Source organism: Pseudomonas sp. CCI3.1, from assembly GCF_034313985.1.
GTDB classification, from domain to species: Bacteria; Pseudomonadota; Gammaproteobacteria; order Pseudomonadales; family Pseudomonadaceae; genus Aquipseudomonas; species Aquipseudomonas psychrophila.
In genome coordinates this window covers 2,640,724-2,659,506 of record NZ_JAVIWO010000001.1, presented here as the reverse complement: position 1 = coordinate 2,659,506, position 18,783 = coordinate 2,640,724, and the positions used below count along the sequence as shown (strand labels likewise).

The 18,783-nt window shown below is 59.8% G+C and carries 12 protein-coding genes; 2 read left to right on the top strand and 10 right to left on the bottom strand.

Annotated elements, in window-relative coordinates:
- Positions 1–24 precede the first annotated feature (24 nt).
- Positions 25–1,290, bottom strand: coding sequence for an urea ABC transporter substrate-binding protein (gene urtA, locus RGV06_RS12125; protein ID WP_019826834.1), 1,266 nt, complete (start codon positions 1,288–1,290; stop codon positions 25–27).
- Between the two features lie 281 nt (positions 1,291–1,571).
- Between urtA and RGV06_RS12120 the strand changes: the two genes are divergently transcribed.
- A complete protein-coding gene (locus tag RGV06_RS12120; protein WP_322150091.1) occupies positions 1,572–5,006 on the top strand; it encodes a DUF4329 domain-containing protein in 3,435 nt (1,144 codons plus the stop codon).
- 98 nt (positions 5,007–5,104) lie between these two features.
- A complete protein-coding gene (locus RGV06_RS12115; RefSeq protein WP_322150089.1) occupies positions 5,105–8,551 on the top strand; it encodes a DUF4329 domain-containing protein in 3,447 nt (1,148 codons plus the stop codon).
- On the opposite strand, the gene RGV06_RS12110 is transcribed toward RGV06_RS12115, so the two are convergent.
- The 9 genes from RGV06_RS12110 to RGV06_RS12070 form a co-directional block, all read right to left on the bottom strand.
- Positions 8,548–9,558 (bottom strand): FecCD family ABC transporter permease, encoded by a 1,011-nt coding sequence (locus RGV06_RS12110; RefSeq protein WP_322150087.1) that lies wholly within the window; start codon positions 9,556–9,558, stop codon positions 8,548–8,550. The genes RGV06_RS12115 and RGV06_RS12110 overlap by 4 nt on opposite strands.
- On the bottom strand, positions 9,555–10,505 hold the full coding sequence (locus RGV06_RS12105; protein WP_019826840.1) for an ABC transporter substrate-binding protein: 951 nt from the start codon (positions 10,503–10,505) through the stop codon (positions 9,555–9,557). Before RGV06_RS12105 ends, RGV06_RS12110 begins: the two co-directional genes overlap by 4 nt.
- Positions 10,502–11,290: an ABC transporter ATP-binding protein gene (locus RGV06_RS12100; protein ID WP_019826841.1), complete on the bottom strand. Its 789-nt coding sequence runs from the start codon at positions 11,288–11,290 to the stop codon at positions 10,502–10,504. The genes RGV06_RS12105 and RGV06_RS12100 overlap by 4 nt, the downstream gene beginning before the upstream one ends.
- A gap of 155 nt (positions 11,291–11,445) precedes the next feature.
- The gene (locus RGV06_RS12095; protein ID WP_322150086.1) at positions 11,446–13,575 is read right to left on the bottom strand and encodes a TonB-dependent receptor; all 2,130 of its coding nucleotides are present in this window, start codon (positions 13,573–13,575) and stop codon (positions 11,446–11,448) included.
- A gap of 165 nt (positions 13,576–13,740) precedes the next feature.
- Complete coding sequence (locus RGV06_RS12090) at positions 13,741–15,117, bottom strand: PepSY-associated TM helix domain-containing protein (protein ID WP_322150084.1); 1,377 nt, start codon at positions 15,115–15,117, stop codon at positions 13,741–13,743.
- Positions 15,118–15,216: 99 nt separating this feature from the next.
- A complete protein-coding gene (locus RGV06_RS12085; protein ID WP_019826846.1) occupies positions 15,217–17,274 on the bottom strand; it encodes a TonB-dependent copper receptor in 2,058 nt (685 codons plus the stop codon).
- 99 nt (positions 17,275–17,373) lie between these two features.
- On the bottom strand, positions 17,374–17,745 hold the full coding sequence (locus tag RGV06_RS12080; RefSeq protein ID WP_048352205.1) for a DUF2946 domain-containing protein: 372 nt from the start codon (positions 17,743–17,745) through the stop codon (positions 17,374–17,376).
- A 48-nt stretch (positions 17,746–17,793) separates the two neighbouring features.
- Positions 17,794–18,288: a copper chaperone PCu(A)C gene (locus tag RGV06_RS12075; RefSeq protein ID WP_048352204.1), complete on the bottom strand. Its 495-nt coding sequence runs from the start codon at positions 18,286–18,288 to the stop codon at positions 17,794–17,796.
- 48 nt (positions 18,289–18,336) lie between these two features.
- Positions 18,337–18,735 carry a DUF2946 domain-containing protein gene (locus RGV06_RS12070; RefSeq protein ID WP_046810048.1) on the bottom strand — a complete coding sequence of 133 codons (399 nt, stop codon included), beginning with the start codon at positions 18,733–18,735 and terminating at the stop codon, positions 18,337–18,339.
- Between the last annotated feature and the right edge of the window lie 48 nt (positions 18,736–18,783).

Sequence of the window (18,783 nt, the reverse complement as noted above, 5' to 3'; positions counted from 1 at the left end):
AAAAGCACAACGATGAGGCTGGCCTTAGTTACCCTTCACCGCGTAGTCCGGTTTTTTGTCGTTGCCCGAAATATAAGGGCTCCACGGCTGGGCACGGATCGGGCCTTCGGTTTGCCACACCACGCTGAACTGACCGTCAGGCTGGATCTCGCCGATCATCACCGGCTTGTGCAGGTGGTGGTTGGTCTTGTCCATGGTCAGGGTGTAGCCCGACGGCGCGGCAAAGGTCTGGCCGGCCAGGGCTTCGCGCACTTTATCCACGTCAGTGGACTTGGCTTTTTCAGCGGCCTGGGCCCACATGTGAATGCCCACGTAGGTGGCTTCCATCGGGTCGTTGGTCACGGCTTTGTCGGCGCCCGGCAGGTTGTGTTTCTTGGCGTAGGCTTTCCAGTCGGCGACGAATTTATCGTTGGCCGGGTTCTCTACCGACTGGAAGTAGTTCCAGGCGGCCAGGTTGCCCACCAGCGGTTTGGTGTCGATGCCGCGCAGTTCCTCTTCACCCACCGAGAACGCGATCACCGGAACGTCGGTGGCTTTCAGGCCCTGGTTGGCCAGTTCTTTATAGAACGGCACGTTGGAGTCGCCGTTGACCGTGGAGATCACCGCCGTTTTGCCGCCTGCCGAGAACTTTTTGATGTTGGACACGATGGTCTGGTAATCGCTGTGACCAAACGGGGTGTAGACCTCTTCGATGTCCTTGTCGGCCACGCCTTTGGAGTGCAGGAACGCGCGCAGGATCTTGTTGGTGGTGCGCGGGTACACGTAGTCGGTGCCCAGCAGCACAAAGCGCTTGGCACTGCCGCCGTCTTCGCTCATCAGGTACTCAACGGCCGGAATGGCCTGCTGGTTAGGCGCCGCACCGGTGTAGAACACGTTGGGCGACATTTCTTCGCCTTCGTATTGCACCGGGTAGAACAGCAGGCCATTAAGTTCTTCGAATACCGGCAGCACCGATTTGCGTGACACCGACGTCCAGCAACCGAACACCACGGCCACTTTGTCCTGGGTCAGCAACTGCCGGCCCTTTTCGGCAAACAGAGGCCAGTTGGATGCAGGGTCGACGACCACCGCTTCGAGCATCTTGCCATTCACGCCGCCTTTGGCATTGATTTCGTCAATGGTCATCAGCGCCATGTCTTTAAGCGACGTTTCGGAGATCGCCATGGTTCCGGACAGCGAATGCAAAATCCCCACCTTGATGGTCTCGGCGGCTTGCACCGTCCAGGTCATGCCCATGGCCGCGATAGAGGCGGTCAGGGTGAAAGCCTTGATCAAGCTACGACGCTTCATGGTGCGATCTCCAGGTATCTGATTTTTAGAGGGCTGATCTGAACACTGGGAAGGTCTTAGCAAAGGCTGTGCCGGGATGGAGAAAAGGCTCTGTATCAGGGCTTTGCGCGAAGATTGGGCGTGCTGGCGCACCAGTACGGGGCTTGAGGGCGTGCGTGGTGCGCCGAGTGCGCCGCCTTGGTGCCTGCGGCTCAAGGGGCGCTGTAAATAACTACCACCGGGCAGCAGACCATGAAGCGAAGGATGGAAGTCGATCTTCCACCAGCATGAGACCACTCTCCATGGACCTTTCAGATATTCCCCCGCCCGGCTGGGCGGCCCCCGATGTCAGCGTATCGCTCCCCACCTTGAGCCCGCCGTTCGTGAGCGCTGACGACGCGGCACGATTTGCCCACGAGTTGATTGGCGATCATCGCGACGTTCAATACGGCGGGGCGATTTTAAAAAATACACAGGGGCAGTTTTACGCGACACGCCCGCTGAAGGGGGCCGCGGCCCTGTTCAGACCCGAGCGCGTCATGTCCACCAATAAACTGGGCAGGTTCAAGCATCCGCCGGGGTACACCTGCGTCGCTTTCTATCACTCCCATGCCGACACCTATGGGCAGGCTCAAGTGCTCTTTGAGGGTTGGCCCAGTGAAGACAGTTTCAGGCGGGTCAATTTTTTCTCGCCTGTGGATATTTACGACATGCTGCGAATGGCCAGCTTTGCCCCGGTCAGTTATTTGTCGGGACTCAATGGCTCTCTGATCAAGTACGAATGCAGCGGCTCCGATGAGGAAAAGAAAATCGCCGAGCTCCTGGCCCGAGCTCGGGATCATGCCCATGAAGCGATTGATACGTTGGCCAAGGCTGTACATATTTTGATCAGTCTTGGGACGGTCAGCGTGATTCAGTCCAGCGAGTTGTGGGGCAATAGGGTCGGTCCGCTGGACAAGACGTTTGAAGTAGCGGCCGCCTTGAACTCGTTGGATATGGGCCGCGTGAGTGTGCAGCGGCCTGCTTTCGGGCCGATCGTTACCAGCCAGGCACTGGCTCTGGATTACGTCCGAACGCGTATGGATCTAACGGCGGATGAACACTTCGGGGTGATTCTCAAGCATGCTCAACGCAATGAGTTTGTGGTGTGCGAACCGGTCACCGGGCCGATGGATTTCTCTCTGGCTCGAGTGTTTATCAAGTCCGCGGACAACAAGCCGGCACTGCTGGCGGGCTATGAGCTCTTTGCCTTGTATGGCTGTGACGGTGAGTACCGCGACCCGACGCTGATTCCCGCAGAGCAGGCTTCGCTGTTCAAAAACTTCATGCACCCGGTGTCTCTGGAAAAAGGGATTGAGGTTGCCCGGTTAGTGGGCCAACCGTTGGAACACCGGGCTTTGCCCCTGTTTATCGGCACCCGTGATGGCGCGATGCTCAAGTATGTGTCCCGGTACTCGGCGGATGAAAAAACCCTCTTCGCCACGTTGTCCGAGGCTGAGGGCGGCGGCATGGAGTTGATCAGGAACCTGCTGGCCGATGTCGAAAAAACCCTTTCATATATCCATCTACTGGCCCATGCCGGTGAATTGAGTGTTGTGCGTACCAGCGAACTCTGGAGTAGAACCGGCCGGGTCCAGACCCACTGGCAGCCCTTCCTGGGCTTTATGCGACGCACCCTGAGCCCTTCGTTTATCAGCGCCGACGACGCCGCACGTTATGCCCATGAGCAGATTGCCGGGCGGGTCGATGCGGTCTATGGAGGGTTGATTTTTCAGGGCCTGGATAACCGCTTTTTCGCCACGCTGCCACTGGCAGTGCATACCCGGGTGTTTGATCCACAACGAGTGATTCCCCCGGAGCTGCTGTCATTTACGCCGCACGGCGCAGCCGTGGTGGCGGTCTACCAGTCTCATCGAGTTGAGCCGTTGCGCCTGTGGCGTTCGCCGGTTGAAGAGCAGTTGAACCAGAGCATGTTTTATCCCCATGAGCTGTGTACCGCAATCAAGGAGCGGGAATGGGCCCCGTCACGCTATTTATCCACCCGGGACGGCGTACTGCTCAAGTACACACCCAGCGGATCGCCCCTTGAAACAGACTTCATGGCGTTGATCTCGCCGCCCAGAGAACACCCGGAGCAAGCCCTCAACAATTCGATGCACGTCAAGTTGCGCGCCAACGTTCTCAAACCCACCGAATACGTGGCCCAGGTGAGCCGTGTGGGCGGGTTGCGCGTGGTGGTGGGCAGTGCCTTATGGGGCGAGCGGGGCAAAGTGACGCCACTGTGGAAGCCGGCCCAGCCTAGAGCCAGGGTCTACACGTCGAAAATCCAGCCGGCGTTCAGCCCTATCTTCACCCAGGCACTGGATGCCATGCGCTATGCCCATGAACGTATGGGCACGCGTGACGGTCGCCAGTTTGGCGTTATCTTGAAAAGCCTTCGCGACGATGAGTACATCGCTACCGAACCGACTTTGGCTGACAGCAACTCGATCCTGTTATCCACTCTATTTCCTCTTTTATCCGGTACTCAGGTGCACAACCTGCCTGCCGGATTCGCCTGCTACTCGGTGTATATAGCGGCCCCTAATGAGCCTGCAGAACGGGTGCCGGGGAGTGTATACGCCGATTTTATTGCGCCCAAAGACCTGGCCGACAGTGCAGTGCTCATGAGCACTGTTCGAGATGACTTGCCCAGGGGATCGGCTTACCCGCTGCTGTATATCTCGACCCGCGAAGGCGCTCTCTTGAGTTATCGCGCCGGGGGGCGTAATCCGCTGCTGGATCTGGACGGACCTTTCTCGTCCCAGTCTTCAATGCTGGGCGGTTTGATCTCCGGCAAGATCAGGCCCACGGAGTATGTGAGGCATGTGGCAGGCAGTGGCGAGCTGCAGGTGCTGCTGTCGAGCAGCCTGTGGGCCACTGTGGGGCGGGTGACCACAGCATGGCGCCCCAACGCTTTCGAGATACCGATCGGCAGCGGTTCGCGGGCCAATGTACTGAGCCTGGGCCCGGTGTTTAACCATATCGATGATGCAGCTCTGTATTGCCATCGACGCCTGCCGCACCCCCATGCACAGGATGTGATGGGGGCGATGTTGCGCTCGTCGGTCAAAAACCTTTATGTGGCTGTAGAGCCTTTAACCAATGGGGTTGTGGTAAATGGCCAGGATCGAATCTTTTTAAATGCGCTGTTTGAACAGGGCACCAGCAGCAATCGACCACTGCCGATTTTTCCCCCCGGTTTTGCCCCTTGGGCGGTCTATTACGCGCACCGCCCTCGAACGCCCGTCTATGCCAAGCACGGTGTAAGCGAGTGGATGGATAACGTCTTTTGGCCGAGTGATATTTGCTACATGACCAAGAGCCTGCCTCGCCTGGGGTTTGCGCTGGAGATCGGTTACGTGTCGGGTAATGACGGCGCGTTGTTGAAATACGTACGTCGCCGGGGCAAGGCCGAAGATGACCTGTGTGAACGCGTGAGGGGGTCGGATTACTGGGACAACCAGTACGTCCATCAACAGCAGCTCGACACAGGGCGCGAGACAGAAGATGAGTACCTCAAAGCATTGCTTCAGGCCGGTGAACTGATTGTGGTTCAGACCAGTCGTGACTGGCCGGCAATCAGCTGGGTGACGCCCGGCTGGAAGCAGGATGTAGGTTCGTGGACCGCCCAATACGGACCGTCAACCAGTGCGTCCTGGGCCAGGCCCCAGGCTACAAACAGAGATGAACTCTAGGCTACTAACTATGTACAGCCCGTAACGCGGTGGCTGGCGGGACTATGAAAGGAGGGCGCAATTTTTTCGCCCTTCTTTTCATAAAGGAAGCCAGTGCCATGGAACAGACTGACGGCCGTGATAAACGGCATGCACGCCCCAACATACACGTCTCGTTACCGACCTTGAGTCCGCCCTTTATCAATGCCGACGACGCCGCGCGCTTTGCCCATCAATTGATTGGTGATTATCGTTCTGTGGAGTATGGCGGGGCTATCTTGACGGACGCCGAAGGCCGCTACTTTGCGACGCGCCCGGTGCGAGGAAAAACCGACTCCTTCGACCCTACGCTGGTGATCTCAACCAACAGCGCAGGGGAGTTCATCAGCCCGCCGGGTTATGCCTGTGCCGCTCTCTACCACTCTCATCCGGCGGACTATGACCGGTTAAAGAGCGGTTTCAAGCACTGGAGCCCAGAAGACATTTACACGTCGATCAATGCCTTTTCTTCGACGGACATGGTGCTCAACCGTCTAAATGCCAATTTTGCCCCCGCGCATTATTTATCGGGTGTAAACGGTTCGCTGATCAAGTACATACCCAGCGGCTCGGCCCTGGAAAATGCGCTTGTCGAGCGAATAGCACTCGATACCCTGGCCGGTAAAATCACCTTTGAAACCATCGCAGAGTTCGTGCAGGCGGCGGCCAGCATGGGCCGATTAAGGGTGATCCAGGCCACGGAAGTCTGGGGTGGAAAAGTCGGCCGGGTGCAATCTGACTTCAAGGTGTATGCGCCCACCCAATCTTTGGATATTGCCCCTGTGATTGTTCAACAGCCGGCATTTGGACCTATTAACGACAGCCTGGAACAGGCGGTCAAAGAAGTGCGGGCCCGGGTAAATCAAACCAGCGAGCCCGTGTTCGGGGTGATCCTCAAACATAAAACCCGACCTATTTTTGTGGCTTCTGAACCGGTGACGGGGGACTTGGATTTTTCGTTGTCGAAGATTTTTCCGCCGACGGCCACCCATCCATTACCGATGCCAGAGCAGTACCAAGTGGCAAGCTTTTATTGCAGCGATGGTTTTTACCGTGATCCAAGCCTGATGCCTGCGCAGCAGCCTTCGCTGTTCAAACATTTTGTGGCCCCTGGGACGTTGGTCCGCGGGATCAACGCAGCACAAGCATTTGCCGGAGCTTCGCGTGGGCGGGCGGTGCCGCTCTTTATCTGCACCCGCGACGGTGCTGTCTTGAGGTACGTCTCGAGATTTGCCACTGCTGAAACGGCATTTTCAGCGTATTTGCCAAAAAGCGAAGGGCCGGGGCTGGCCATTGAGCGCGAGCTGCTGGGTGGCATGACGACAACCCTTGCCTATATCCGCCACGTGGCCAGCGCAGGCGAGCTGAGCGTGCTGCATACCAGTGATTTATGGAGTCGGTCCGGGCGGGTAAAGCCCACCTGGGAGCCTTACCAGGGGTTCAGTCGCCGGGCGCTGGGGCCGTCCTTTCTTTCGGCGGATGATGCTGCGCGCGATGCCCACGAAAAAATTGCCCGTCGCGACGATAAGGTTTACGGCGGGCTGATCTATCAACGGCTGGACAACCGCTTCGTCGCAACCGAGCCCCTGGCTTGCCATAACGAGACCTTCGATCCGACATGCGTCATCCCCCCGGAGCTGATTGCACTCACGCCTCACGGTTGCTCGGTGGTTGCGGTGTATCACACGCACCGGGTGCATCCTTTGCAGCTATGGCGAACGGCGGCTGAAGAGCAGCTGTTTCAAACCATGCTTGAGCCCCATGAGTTGAACGCCGCGATCAGGGACCGGGAGTGGGCACCCAGCCGTTATTTTTCGGCTCGGGATGGCACGCTGCTCAAGTACACGCCCAGCGACTCGGTGAGCGAACATTTACTGCGCAAGCAGATAGTGGCCCCTGTCGAGCACCCTGAGCAGGTGCGTAAAAACGCGATCAACATGGCGATGCGGGCCAACGCTCTCAAACCCAGTGAATACATCCGCCGGGTCGCGCGGGCCGGGGATCTGCAGGTGGTGGTGGGCAGCACACTGTGGGGGACAGCGGGGCAGGTAACGTCAGATTTCACTCCGAATGCACGGCCAGCTCCGTCTGGCGGGACGATTCGACAACCTGCCCTGGGCCCTGTGTTCAGTCAGTTGCAAGATGCCATGCGCTATACCCATGAACGAATGGTTCATGGTGAAGCGGCTCAGTACGGCTTGATCCTCGGCAACCCCCACAGCAATGAATACGTGGCGACTCTGCCGGTCCCAGATGAGCCATTTACCTTGAATCGACTGTTTCCACTGGATGGGTTGGACGGCCAATTCAACCTGCCCCCCGGGTTCACCTTTCAAGGGGTGTATGTGGCCGCGCCTAAAATGCCGCCTCAGGTGGAAGGCATGAACACCCGCAGGATCTATGAAGGGTTTGTGTCCCCGGTGCATATGGCGCAGGGGTTGATACTCAGTGACAGCATCAAGGAGCAGAACGCAGTGGTTCCTGCTACTGCGGTGCTCTACTTATCCACCAGCGACGGGGCGCTGTTGCGCTATCTGGACCGCTCGGCAGCGACACAGCTGTCCACCGGTGTGTTCCAGAACGGGGGCCAGACCACACTCAATCAACTCATGACGCTTAAATTGACGCCACTGGACTATGTGCGCCGTGTTGCGATGGCAGGGGATCTACAGGTGATCAAAACCAACCCGCTCTGGCTCAACCCGGGTCGCGTATCGCCCACATGGCGCCCCTTTGGGCTGGAGGTGCCCAGCGCGGCCGCCAGGAGTATCCGCCTGTTCGCTATGAGCCCTGTATTCAGCCACCCCGATGATGCGGCGCGGTATGAGCATTTGCACCTCAAGCGTGCGCAGACCGGGAGTGTGATGGGCGGTGTTTTACGCCATCGGGCCTACGACACCTGCGTGGCGTTGCAATCAGTGGAAAACGGCGAGCCGGTCAATGTGGCGCAGATGATCCTCAACACCCATTTGTCGATACCGAACCTGATGGCTGCCAAAGCAATTTTGCCGACGGGCTATTCAATCAATAGCCTGCATTTTGCCCGTGATGTAAACGGGCAATCGGCGGGTAGCCCTGTCGAAACCAATCTGCTTAAAAACATGTTTTGGCCGGTCGACATTTGCTACGCCACGCGAACCCTTCACCGGCAACTGAACGACGCGAGCCTGGATGATCTGTACCTCACGACCGACGACGGTGCGTTGTTGAAGTACACCCGGGGGAGCAAGGAGGCTAATGACCGGTTGTGTGAGTATGTCAGTGGCGCCAGTTTCACCTACGAGCGCTACTTCATTGAAAACAATGCTCCAACCCGAACACCGAGCAACCCCGAGGATCTGCTGACCCAGGTGCTCAATTCGGGCGTTTTACAGGTGCTGGAACCCAGCGCTACCTGGCCGCGAGCCGGGGCAGTCGACACGCACCTGACGGTGTCGACTCAACCGCTTTCGTTTGACTATGAAGGGGTGACCCCCGGTACGCCGGTGGCGCAGTTAAAGGTGGGGCCGGTACGCGATGAGCTTTAACGTTTACGCATCAGGCCAATAAAGAACAGACCACCAATCGCTGCCGTGGCGACGCCGATGGGCAAGTCTTCGGGGGCGATCAAGGTACGGGCAGCGACGTCGACCCACACCAGAAACACACTGCCCAACAAGGCGGATACCGGCAGCAGGCGCCGGTGTTCGGCGCCCACCAGGCGCCGTGCGATGTGCGGGATCATCAGGCCGACAAAGCCAATCGAACCGCTGATGGCAACCAAGACGCCAGTCATCAGCGAGGCGATCAAAAATACCCGCAGCCGCACGTTGCGCGCATTCAGGCCCAGGGTGACAGCGGTTTGCTCACCGGCCATGAGGGCGTTCAGCGGGCGGGCCATGCCCAGCAGTAACACCAGCCCCAGCAGCACGCTGGCGCTGGGGATTGCCAGCAGTTCCCAGCGCGCCAGTCCCAGGCCGCCGAGCATCCAGAACAGCACGGCGGAGCTGGCGCGATGGTCGCCCAAAAACAGCAGTGTGTTGGCGACGGCCATCATCACAAATGACACCGCAACCCCGCACAACAACAGGCGGTCACTGTCCAGGCGCCCATGACGGCTGGCGATGGCCAGTACCAGCAGCATGCTCAGCAAGGCCCCGATAAACGCAGCGATGGGCAGGGTCAGCAGGCCGACGATTTCACCCACGTGCAGCACCACAATCACCGCGCCCAAGGTGGCACCGCTGGTGACGCCAAGTAGATGCGGGTCGGCCAGCGGGTTGCGCGTGACCGCTTGCAGCACTGCGCCGATCAGTGCCAGGCCGGCGCCGACCAAGGCCCCGAGCAGCATGCGCGGCACCCGGATCAGCCACACGATATGTTCCTGGCCAGCGCTCCAGCTCACCTCGCACAGGCCGAACAGTTTGTTAAGCAAAATGTGCCACACCACGTCCACGGGCACCCGCGCCGGACCAAAGCCCAGGGACACCACACACGACACCAGCAGCAGTGCGCCGAGGCCGATCAGCAACAAGGCGTAGCGACGAGCCATCATTGTGGGTGGAAACCTTTGGCCATGGTTTCTATTGCCAGCACGTTATCGATGCCCGGCGTGGCCTGCACGTAAGGGATCACGATAAAACGGTTGTTGCGGATGGCGTCGACCGATTGCAGCGCGGGGTTGGTCTGGAGGAAGTGCTGTTTTTGCTCGGCGCTGACTTCGCTGTAGTCGACGATCACGATGACTTCGGGGTTGCGCTCGACCACGGTTTCCCAGTTGATGCGAGTCCAACTGGCGTCGATGTCGCTGAGGATGTCATTGCCGCCTGCTGCTTCGATCAGGGCGTGGGGGATGCCGAGCTTGCCCGAGGTCATGGCGCGGTCTTCGCCGCTGTCGTACAAAAACACCCGGGGTTTTGTGGCGGGCAAAGAGGTTTGCACCTCGGCGATTTTTTGTTGCATCTGCACGATCAGTGCCGTGGCGCGGTCTTGCACATTGAAGATTTTGCCCAGGTTGCGCAGGTCGTTGTAGGTGTCTTGCATGCTGGCGGCCGGGCGCTTCATCACAAAGGCGCAGGACTCTGTCAGCTCGTAAACATTGATGCCCAGCGGGGTCAGGGTTTGCGGGGTGAGGTCGCCGCCAACGCGCATGCCGTAATCCCAGCCCGCAAAGAAGAAGTCGACGTTGGCGTTGAGCAGGGTTTCTACCGACGGGTATTTGCTTGCCAGTTCCGGCAGGCCATCGAGGATCACTTTCATCTCGGGCGTTACCGCCTTCCAGCCACTGATGCCGCTGTAGCCGGCCATGTGCGGCTTGAGGCCCAGGGCGAGCATCATCTGGGTCATGTTGATGTCGTGGCTGACTGCGTGTTCCGGGGCGTGGGTAAAGGTCACCTCGCGGTTGCAGCTCTTGATCGTCAGCGGGTACTGCGTGGTGTCAGCCAGGGTCAGCTGGGCACCCAGTAATGCGCAAAGGCCGAGTGCTAGGCGGATCAGCTTCATGGTTGGGTTATCCAGGTAATTCGCGGGTAGCCGGACAGCGGGTGATCGTCGATCAAGGCCGCCACGCCAAAGACATCGCGCAGCAGTTCGACGGTCAGCACTTCGCGCGGGGTGCCGCTGGCGATGATCTTGCCGTGGTTGATCACGTACAGCCGGTCGCAAAACGCGGCGGCCAGGTTGAGGTCATGAATGCTGGCCAGGGTGCCGATCTTCAGGCGCTTGACCAGTTGCAGCAGCTCCAGCTGATAGCGCGGGTCGAGGTGATTGGTCGGCTCATCGAGGATCAGCAGTTCAGGTTGCTGGGTCAGGGCTCGGGCTAGGATCACGCGCTGTTTTTCACCCCCCGAGAGGGTGGCGAAAGCGTGGTCTTCAAAGCCGCTGAGACCCACTGACTGCAGAGCGTTTTTGGCCAGTTGGCGGTCGGCCTCGGTGTCGCCGTCGAACAGGCCCTTGTGCGGGGTTCGGCCCATGGCGACCACTTCATCGACGGTCAGGCCAAAGGCGTCGGGGAATTCCTGCAACACCACCGCGATGCGCCGGGCACACCAGCGGGGCGATTGCTGCCAGAGGTTGTGCGGGCCCAAGTGGACCTCGCCCGCCTCGGGTTTGCTGAAGCGATAAGCGCAGCGCAACAGGCTGGTCTTGCCGCTGCCGTTAGGCCCGATCAACCCCACGAACTCACCCGCCGCGACGTGCAGGTTGGCATCACGCAGCTGGAACTGGTGGTGACAATGGCCGTGGCCCAGAGGGGTCCAGGCGAGTTGGGTGAGGGTGAGGCGGGTCATAAAAATCCGGGTTGGCCAATGTTGAGAATGTGGTGTGCTGCCTGGAGCTGTGCAGAGACTCTGTTTGCGATCAAGGCGCCCCTGTGGGAGCGAGCCTGCTCGCGAATGCTTTTCGCGAGCAGGCTCGCTCCCACGGTTGAAGTGCACAGATTGGGTTAAAAGGCGTAATCAGCGGTCACGAAGAGCGAGCGCGGTTCGCCCATGATCCACTGCTGGCCGTTATTGTATTGGGTTACGGCGTACTGGCGGTTGAACAAATTGTTCAGGCGCACGCCCAGGGTGGTTTTAGGCAGCGCTTTCCAGCTGACGGTGGCGTCTACCACGGTGTAGCTCGGCAGCTCGACGGTGTTGGCGTAATCGGCATAACGCGAGTCGACATAGCGCACGCCGGCGCCGGCGTTCACGTCATCGGTAACGGCCTTGCTCAACCACAGGTTGGCGGTACGGCGCGGCACGTCGGTGGGGCGGTTGCCTTTGCGAGAGACGGCCACGTCGTTCACGTTTTCATCGAATGTGTCGTATTGGGCGCGTACCACCGAGGCATTGGCCTGTAGCTGCCAGCGATGGGGCAGTTGCAGATCAAGGTTGGCTTCCAGACCACTGGAGGACTGTTCGCCCACTTGTTGCGAGATGCCCGGATTGTTCGGGTCGGCCGTGATCAGGTCTTTCTTGACGATGTGATAAGCCGCCACTGTCCATTCGCCGCGCTGGTCCCAGAACATCTGCTTGAAGCCGATTTCGGTCTGGCGGGCGCGGGCCAGGTCAAAGCCCTGCTCGTCCGGGTAGAGGCTGATCAGCCCGGCCACACCGTCAACACTGGTGGCCTGCTGGGCATAGATCGACATGTCCGGCGTCAACTCATACACCAGCCCGACTTTCCAGCTATTGGCCGACAGACTGCGATCGCTGCGCGTGTCTTTGACCAGGTTATCGTTGTCCAGATGCACGATATCGCGGCGTACTCCCGTTACCAGCGACAGCTGATCGGTCAGTTCGGTGCGGTTTTCGGCAAACAGCGAGACCTGCTGGGTCGTGGTCTTGAACTGGTCAAGGTACGGCGAGCGGCTTTCGAATTGGCCACGATCCGGGTGGTACAGGTCGATCGGCTGGCCGTTTGTATTCACATCGGTATACGGCGAGTTGCTGTGCAGGTTGAAGTGGATACGGTTGTAGTCCGCCCCCACCAGGGTTCTGCTTTTGAGGCCGGACAGGTCGTGGTTGAGGGTAAAAGTCTGGCGGTCGCCGACCTGCTCCTGCTCATGCTTGATGCTGAAGTAACCGCTGCGCAGCAAGGTCTGGCGGTCCTCATTCCAGGCATGGCGCTCGGCGTTCTGCCAACGGCGCTGGGCCTTGAGGTAATAAAGCTCGTTGCTGGCGCTGAGGTCGTCGCTGATCTGCCATTCGGTGTTCAGGCGCGTCCACTGGTCGTTGTAATGCAGCTTGGCATCACGCACGTTGTAGTTCTTGTCGCGCAGGCTCTTGTGATAATGGCCATTGATCAGCGGCACACCGAAGTCGTTCTGCGGCTCCTGGTCGCCGTAGTCGTGGCTCAGGGTGAATGCCAGGTCGTCGTTGGCCTGCCAGCGCAGGGCGGCACTGATAAAGGTGCTTTCGGAGTCGCCGTGGTCGATCCAGCCATTGCTCTGGATATGGTTGATGTTCAACCGGTAGCTCAGGGTGTCGGTGAGCGAGCCGCCGCTGTCCAGTGCCTGTTGGCGGGCATCGTAGGAGCCGTAGCCCAGGCGGACATGGTTCTCGATTTCGCCGCTGAAGGGCTTTTTCGGGATCACGTTGATCACCGCGCCGGTGGCACCTTCGCCATACAGCACCGAGGCAGGGCCGCGCAGCACGTCGATGCGCTCCACCGACCAGTCGTCCACCGGGAAGGTCACGGTGCCTGCGCCGCTGTACATGCGAATCCCGTCATACAACTGCATCACCGAACCCTGGCCGACAAAGCCGCGGGCCGAGTACGACGAGCCGCCGTTGCCCGGTGTGCCGGTGTTGCTGATGCCGGTGGTGCGTGTCACGGCGTCCTGCACACTGCGATCGCCACGGGCGCGGATTTGCGCGCCCGTCAGGCTTTCGACGCTGGCCGGGGTTTCGAGACTGTTGAGGTTCAGACGCGAACCGGCTGAGGTGGCGGTCTTGAGGTCGATGCTTTCAATGTCGACTTCAGGAGCAGTGATGCTCGCGGCGGGCAACATCAGGGAAGGGGCGCTGTCATCGGCCTGGGCGCTGTTGATCGCCAGCAGGCAGAGACTGGATAAAAGGTACGTGTTCATCGGGGCAGTGAGTCGCTTATTTCAAGAGGTGTCCCCGCTGCCTCCTGGCGGCGGGTGATAGAGCTTAAACGCTTTTGTTATACAGTAACATTTATTTCGCGCGTGATACTGACGTGCCATTATCGCAGTGGCTCAGGAATGCGCCACTCGGATGCCTCATGCGCATTATGAGAGGTGCTCACGTGGGCGTTTTTTGCGGATCAACAGCAGCAAACGATCAAGCACCCACACCGCAATCAAGGAGGCCGCCACCAGCGGGAACACAATTGCCAGGGCGATCATGATTGCAACGCCCGTTTTCCAGGTCGGTAAATCGTGCCGCAGAGGCGGCACGCCCAGACGGCCTTGGGGCCTGCGCTTCCACCAGATCACCAGGCCACTGATCGAGCTGAGGAGGATCATCAGGCACACCAGCAAGATTGCGATCTGGTTCAGCGAGCCGAAGAGTTTGCCCTCATGCAGCATCACGCCCATTTCAGTGGCACGGGCGACATTGCTGTAATGCTGCCAGCGCACATCCGCCAGCACCTGGCCGGTGTATTGATCGACGTGCAGGGTGGCATCGTTGCGCGGGTCGTCGGCGAAGACGGCCACGGTAAAGACGCCAGTGGCGGTGGTTGGCAGTGTGATGCTGTAGCCGGGTTCGACCTTGCGTGCGGTGGCCGTGTCGACTACGTCTTGCAACGTGATGCCCGGTGCCGCAGGGCCGCTTGGCATCGCGCCGTGGCCCATGTGCTCGGCGTGGGCACCGGAGACCGGCATCGGTGTGTTTTCCAGCGCCCAGGGCACGGTTTGGCGAGTGGCGGTGTTGAGGCTGCGGGCTTCAATATCGGACGTGGGTACGTTGTTCCACATCGCTGCCGGGAACTGGTTCCACACGTCGGCGTATTGCTTGCCCCAGAAGCCGGTCCAGGTCATGCCGCTGATCAGCATGAACAGCAGCAGGGCTGCGCCCCAGAAGCCGGTAACGGCGTGAAAGTCGCGCCACAGCGGGCGTGCGCGACGGCTCAGGCGCGGCCAGAGTATTCCGGCGGCCGATTGCCCTCGTGGCCACCACAGGTACAGGCCGGATACCACCAGCACCACCCCCCAGCCTGCGGCCAGTTCCACTAGCCGGTCGCCCAGGGTGCCGATCATCAGCTCGCCATGCAGTGCGCGGGCCACGGCTTGCAGATTGAGCTTGGCGTCTTGCTCGCCCAGCACGTCGCCGTTGTACGGATTGATGAATACGTTGAGTTCGCGCCCGCCGTTGTGGAGCACGAACTGGGCGCTGCGCTCAAGATTGATGGGCGGCAGGTACTGGCTGATGTGGCCTTGTGGATAAGCGGCTTTCACGCGGTTGAGCTGCTCATCGGCGCTGAGGCTGTGATGGGCCGGGGTCACGTTGAGTAGATGGTCGTACATCAGGGAGTCAAGCTGGGGCTTGAACAGGTAGATAATCCCGGTCAGGGCCAGCAGGATCATGAAGGGGGCGACAAACAGCCCGGCATAGAAATGCCAGCGCCAGGCCAGGTTGTAGAAAGACGGTGTTGGTTGGCTCATGTGAGCGGCTCCGCAAGTTCAAAAATGTTGTTGTCAGCAATGCCCCTCACCCTGGCCCTCTCCCATCGGGAGAGGGTTGGGGTGAGGGCCTGGGGTTTATCAGAAACTTACATCCACCTTGGTCCAGAGCGTGCGACCCGGTTCATTGATCGCCCTGGGATCGTTGGCCGGGTAGCCGTAACCCGCGTTCCCCGCCATGTTCAGGTGCTCGCTGTAGTTTTTATCCAGCAAATTGTCGACTCCGGCGCTGACCTTGAGGTTTTTGTTGATGCGGTAGGCGCCATTGAGCGAGAACACCCCGAAACCTGCGCTCTTGTTGAAGTCCTTGCCCACGACGTTGCCCGCGTTGCGGTCGATGCGGTCCTGGGGGGCCACCACTCGCCACAAGGCGCCAGCACTCCAGTCGTCTTCGCTGTAGGTCAGGCCGAGGCGGGTATCCAGCGGCGGCATTTGTGGCAGTGCCTTGCCATCGCTGGTGTTTTTGCCCCAGGCATAGGCCAGGGTGGCGTCGGCCTTCCAGTTGGAGGTCAACTGATAAGCAGCACCCACTTCACCGCCCATGATCCGGGCGTTGATGTTCTGTGCCTGTGACGCGCCATTGGCGTAATCGAACAGGATGTAATCGCGGATTTCACCGGCATACACCGAGGCCCAGGCTTCCAGGTTTTGGGTTTTGTATTGCAGGCCCATATCGAGCTGGGTGGTTTTTTCGGGTTTGATGGCATCGAACGCGTTCACCGAACCGGCCGGGCCTGAACTGGGCGAAAACAGTTCCCAGTAGTCCGGGAAGCGTTGGGTATGGCCAAGACCTGCGTAGAGCGTGGTCGGGCTGTCGGCCAGGTCGTGCTCATAGCGTACAAAGCCGCTGGGCAGGGTGTCGGCGCGGGTTTTGTCCAGGGTCGGGTTGGGTTTGCTCATCATTCCCGAGCCCAGGCGCGCCCGGTAATCCTTGGCAGAAGCTCGGTCCAGCCGCGCGCCGCTGATTACCCGGTCACGCTCGGCGGCGTACCAGGTCAGTTCGCCAAAAGCACCGTAGTTGTGGAAGTCGGCATCTTTGCTCCAGTTCTGATCCTTGTAGGTGTCGATGCCCATGCCGGAGCGTTTGCGGTGTTCGTTGGTTTGCGCGTCGATGCCGCTGATCAACTGGTAATCAGCCCAGCGCCAGGTGGCCTTGATTCGTGCGCCGAGGGTGCGGCGGTCGACGTTGGACGCCATCGGGCCTGCCATCATGCCGGTGCCCGACGGGGTGCGCAGGGTGTAGTTGTCCATCACATGGTCGGCGTAGTTGTAGTAGATCTGGGCTTCGATCGTGTCGAGAACGTCGCCGATATTGGACTTCTCAAACCGCAGCCCCAGGCTTTCTCGCTTGTACTGGCTGCCATCCATGCCGCGGCCTGCAGAGCGGGCTTCACCATCGCCCTTGCCAGCAGTCAGTTCCAGCAGGGTGTCGGCGTCCGGGGTCCAGCCGAGGGCGATATCGCCGTTCCACTTGTCGTAGCGCGAGGGCACGGTGTCGCCATTGCCGTCTTTGTAGTCGTCGGCATGGGCGGTGTTGCCGATCACCCGCACATAACCCAGCGGACCCCCGGCGGCGGCATCGATGGTTTTGTCGAAGCGGCCGTTGGAGCCGGCCAGCAGGCTGGCATTGACCCGGGTGCCCAGTTCGCCGAAGTGCTCGGGCTCTCGTTCAAACAGGATGGTGCCCGCGGATGCGCCAGGGCCCCAAAGCACCGTTTGCGGGCCTTTGATCACGGTGAGCTTGTCGTAGGTTTCGGGGGAGATATAGGACGTTGGCGCGTCCATGCGGCCGGGGCAGGCACCGAGCATCATGCCGCCGTTGGTGAGGATGTTCAGGCGTGAACCGAACATGCCACGTAACACCGGGTCGCCGTTGGTGCCGCCGTTGCGAATCAGGGCGAAGCCGGGGATGGTTTTCAGGTAATCGCCACCATCACTGGCGGGCACCGGCTGGCGCGGATCTTTAGGATTGGTGACGACGGTCAGGGGCGAACTGGGCGCGACGGCGGTAATCACCAAAGGGCTTAGCTCATTAGTGTGACCGGCATGTTCGTCGGCGACAGCGGTAGACGCCAGGATTGCGCAGCACAGGGTGCTAAGGGCAAAAGGCAAACGTGAGGCAGCAGTAAAACGGGACATAAGCATTCCAGTATTCAAGCGAGTACAACGCGGCCAGGAACCTGCGGCTGTCTTAAGCAGCGCATGCAGGTTGGCTCGATGAAGATGTTGTGTCGGTGCCTAAAGGAATACGGGCGGAGCTCGGGAGCGGGCGCCAGGGAAGACCGGTTGCCGGGCGTGGCCCAGTCGGGGGTTGGAGGCCAGATAACGTTCGGGTGCGGGCGCATCAAACAGCGCCAGGCCCACGCTGCCGGGGAGCGCTGGGCAACTGAACAATAATGTGCAGTAGCCGCACTTTGCCCAGATGGCATGGTGGTCAGGGGAGGGTTGTTTATGTTCGGCGTGCGCAGACATGTCCATGCCCATATCCATCGACATGGGCATTGGCATGGAGTCGTGATGATCCATCGGCATCGACTGTGAAATCAGCGGACCGATAAAGATCATCAACATGGCAAACAGGCTCAGCCAACTGCCGCGAACGGGCGACATGGAGTGCCTGGCGCGAGGTTCGCGCACGGGGGGCAGGAACCTTGGCCGTTAGTGGGCGTGCATGTGTTCCATGCTGTCAGCCGGGGGCTGTTTCTGTACGTTGACTTGAACCGGTACCGCGCCGGCTTTTTCAAAGTGCAGGGTCAGCGGGAAGTGCTTGCCGTCCTGCAGCAGGCCGCGGTCTTTAAGGCCGAACATCATCACGTGGTACGCCATGGGCGCAAACGTGACCGTGCCACCGGGGGGTACTTCGACGCTGGTCACGGGCAGCATTTTCATCAAGTCGCCCTCCATCACGTGCTGATGCAGTTCTGCTTTATCGGCAATGGGGGTGTCGACGCTGATCAAACGGTCTGCGCTGTTGCCGGTGTTGTGGATCACGAAATAGGCGGCCACCGTTGGAGCGTTGGGCGGCAGCTCTTGCGACCACGGGTGGGCGATTTCAAGGTCGCCGCTTTTGTATTCATGGGCATTGGCAAAACAGGCAGGCAGCAACACAGCCGCCGCAATCACGACGTGCTTGAACAGGGAAAGGTTCAACATGGCAATTCTCCGGAACGATTCAAAACGCAAAGGGGTTGCGAGGATGAATCAGACCAGGGGCGACGCGCGGGGGTTGAGGCTTGGCCATTGCTGGCGCGGAGTAGGACGTTTGAGGTGGTCAGGGACCTGGCTGTGACCATGCTCGATGGCCGCAAAGTACAGCGTTGGGATATGGGCGGGCAGGGCCACGACAGAGGCGGAGCCCGAACAGCACCAGCAGTGCTGCATGGTGGAGTGATCGTCTTTCTGACTGTCGCCGGCGTCAACCTGGCCCAGCGACACGGCGACCATCTTGGTGCCGGTGGAGGTGCAAAAGCTGCTCCACATGAACTGTTCGGTTGAGGCTTGTTTAGTGTCACTCATCGCCCCGGCTGTCGACATGGCGAGCATGTTGAACAGCACTGCAAAGCAGGCGATCCAGGCAAATGCAAACCGTTGTCGGGACATGAGCAATTCCATGAGTGAAGCGATCAGGCGGCTATTTAGCCTGAATGA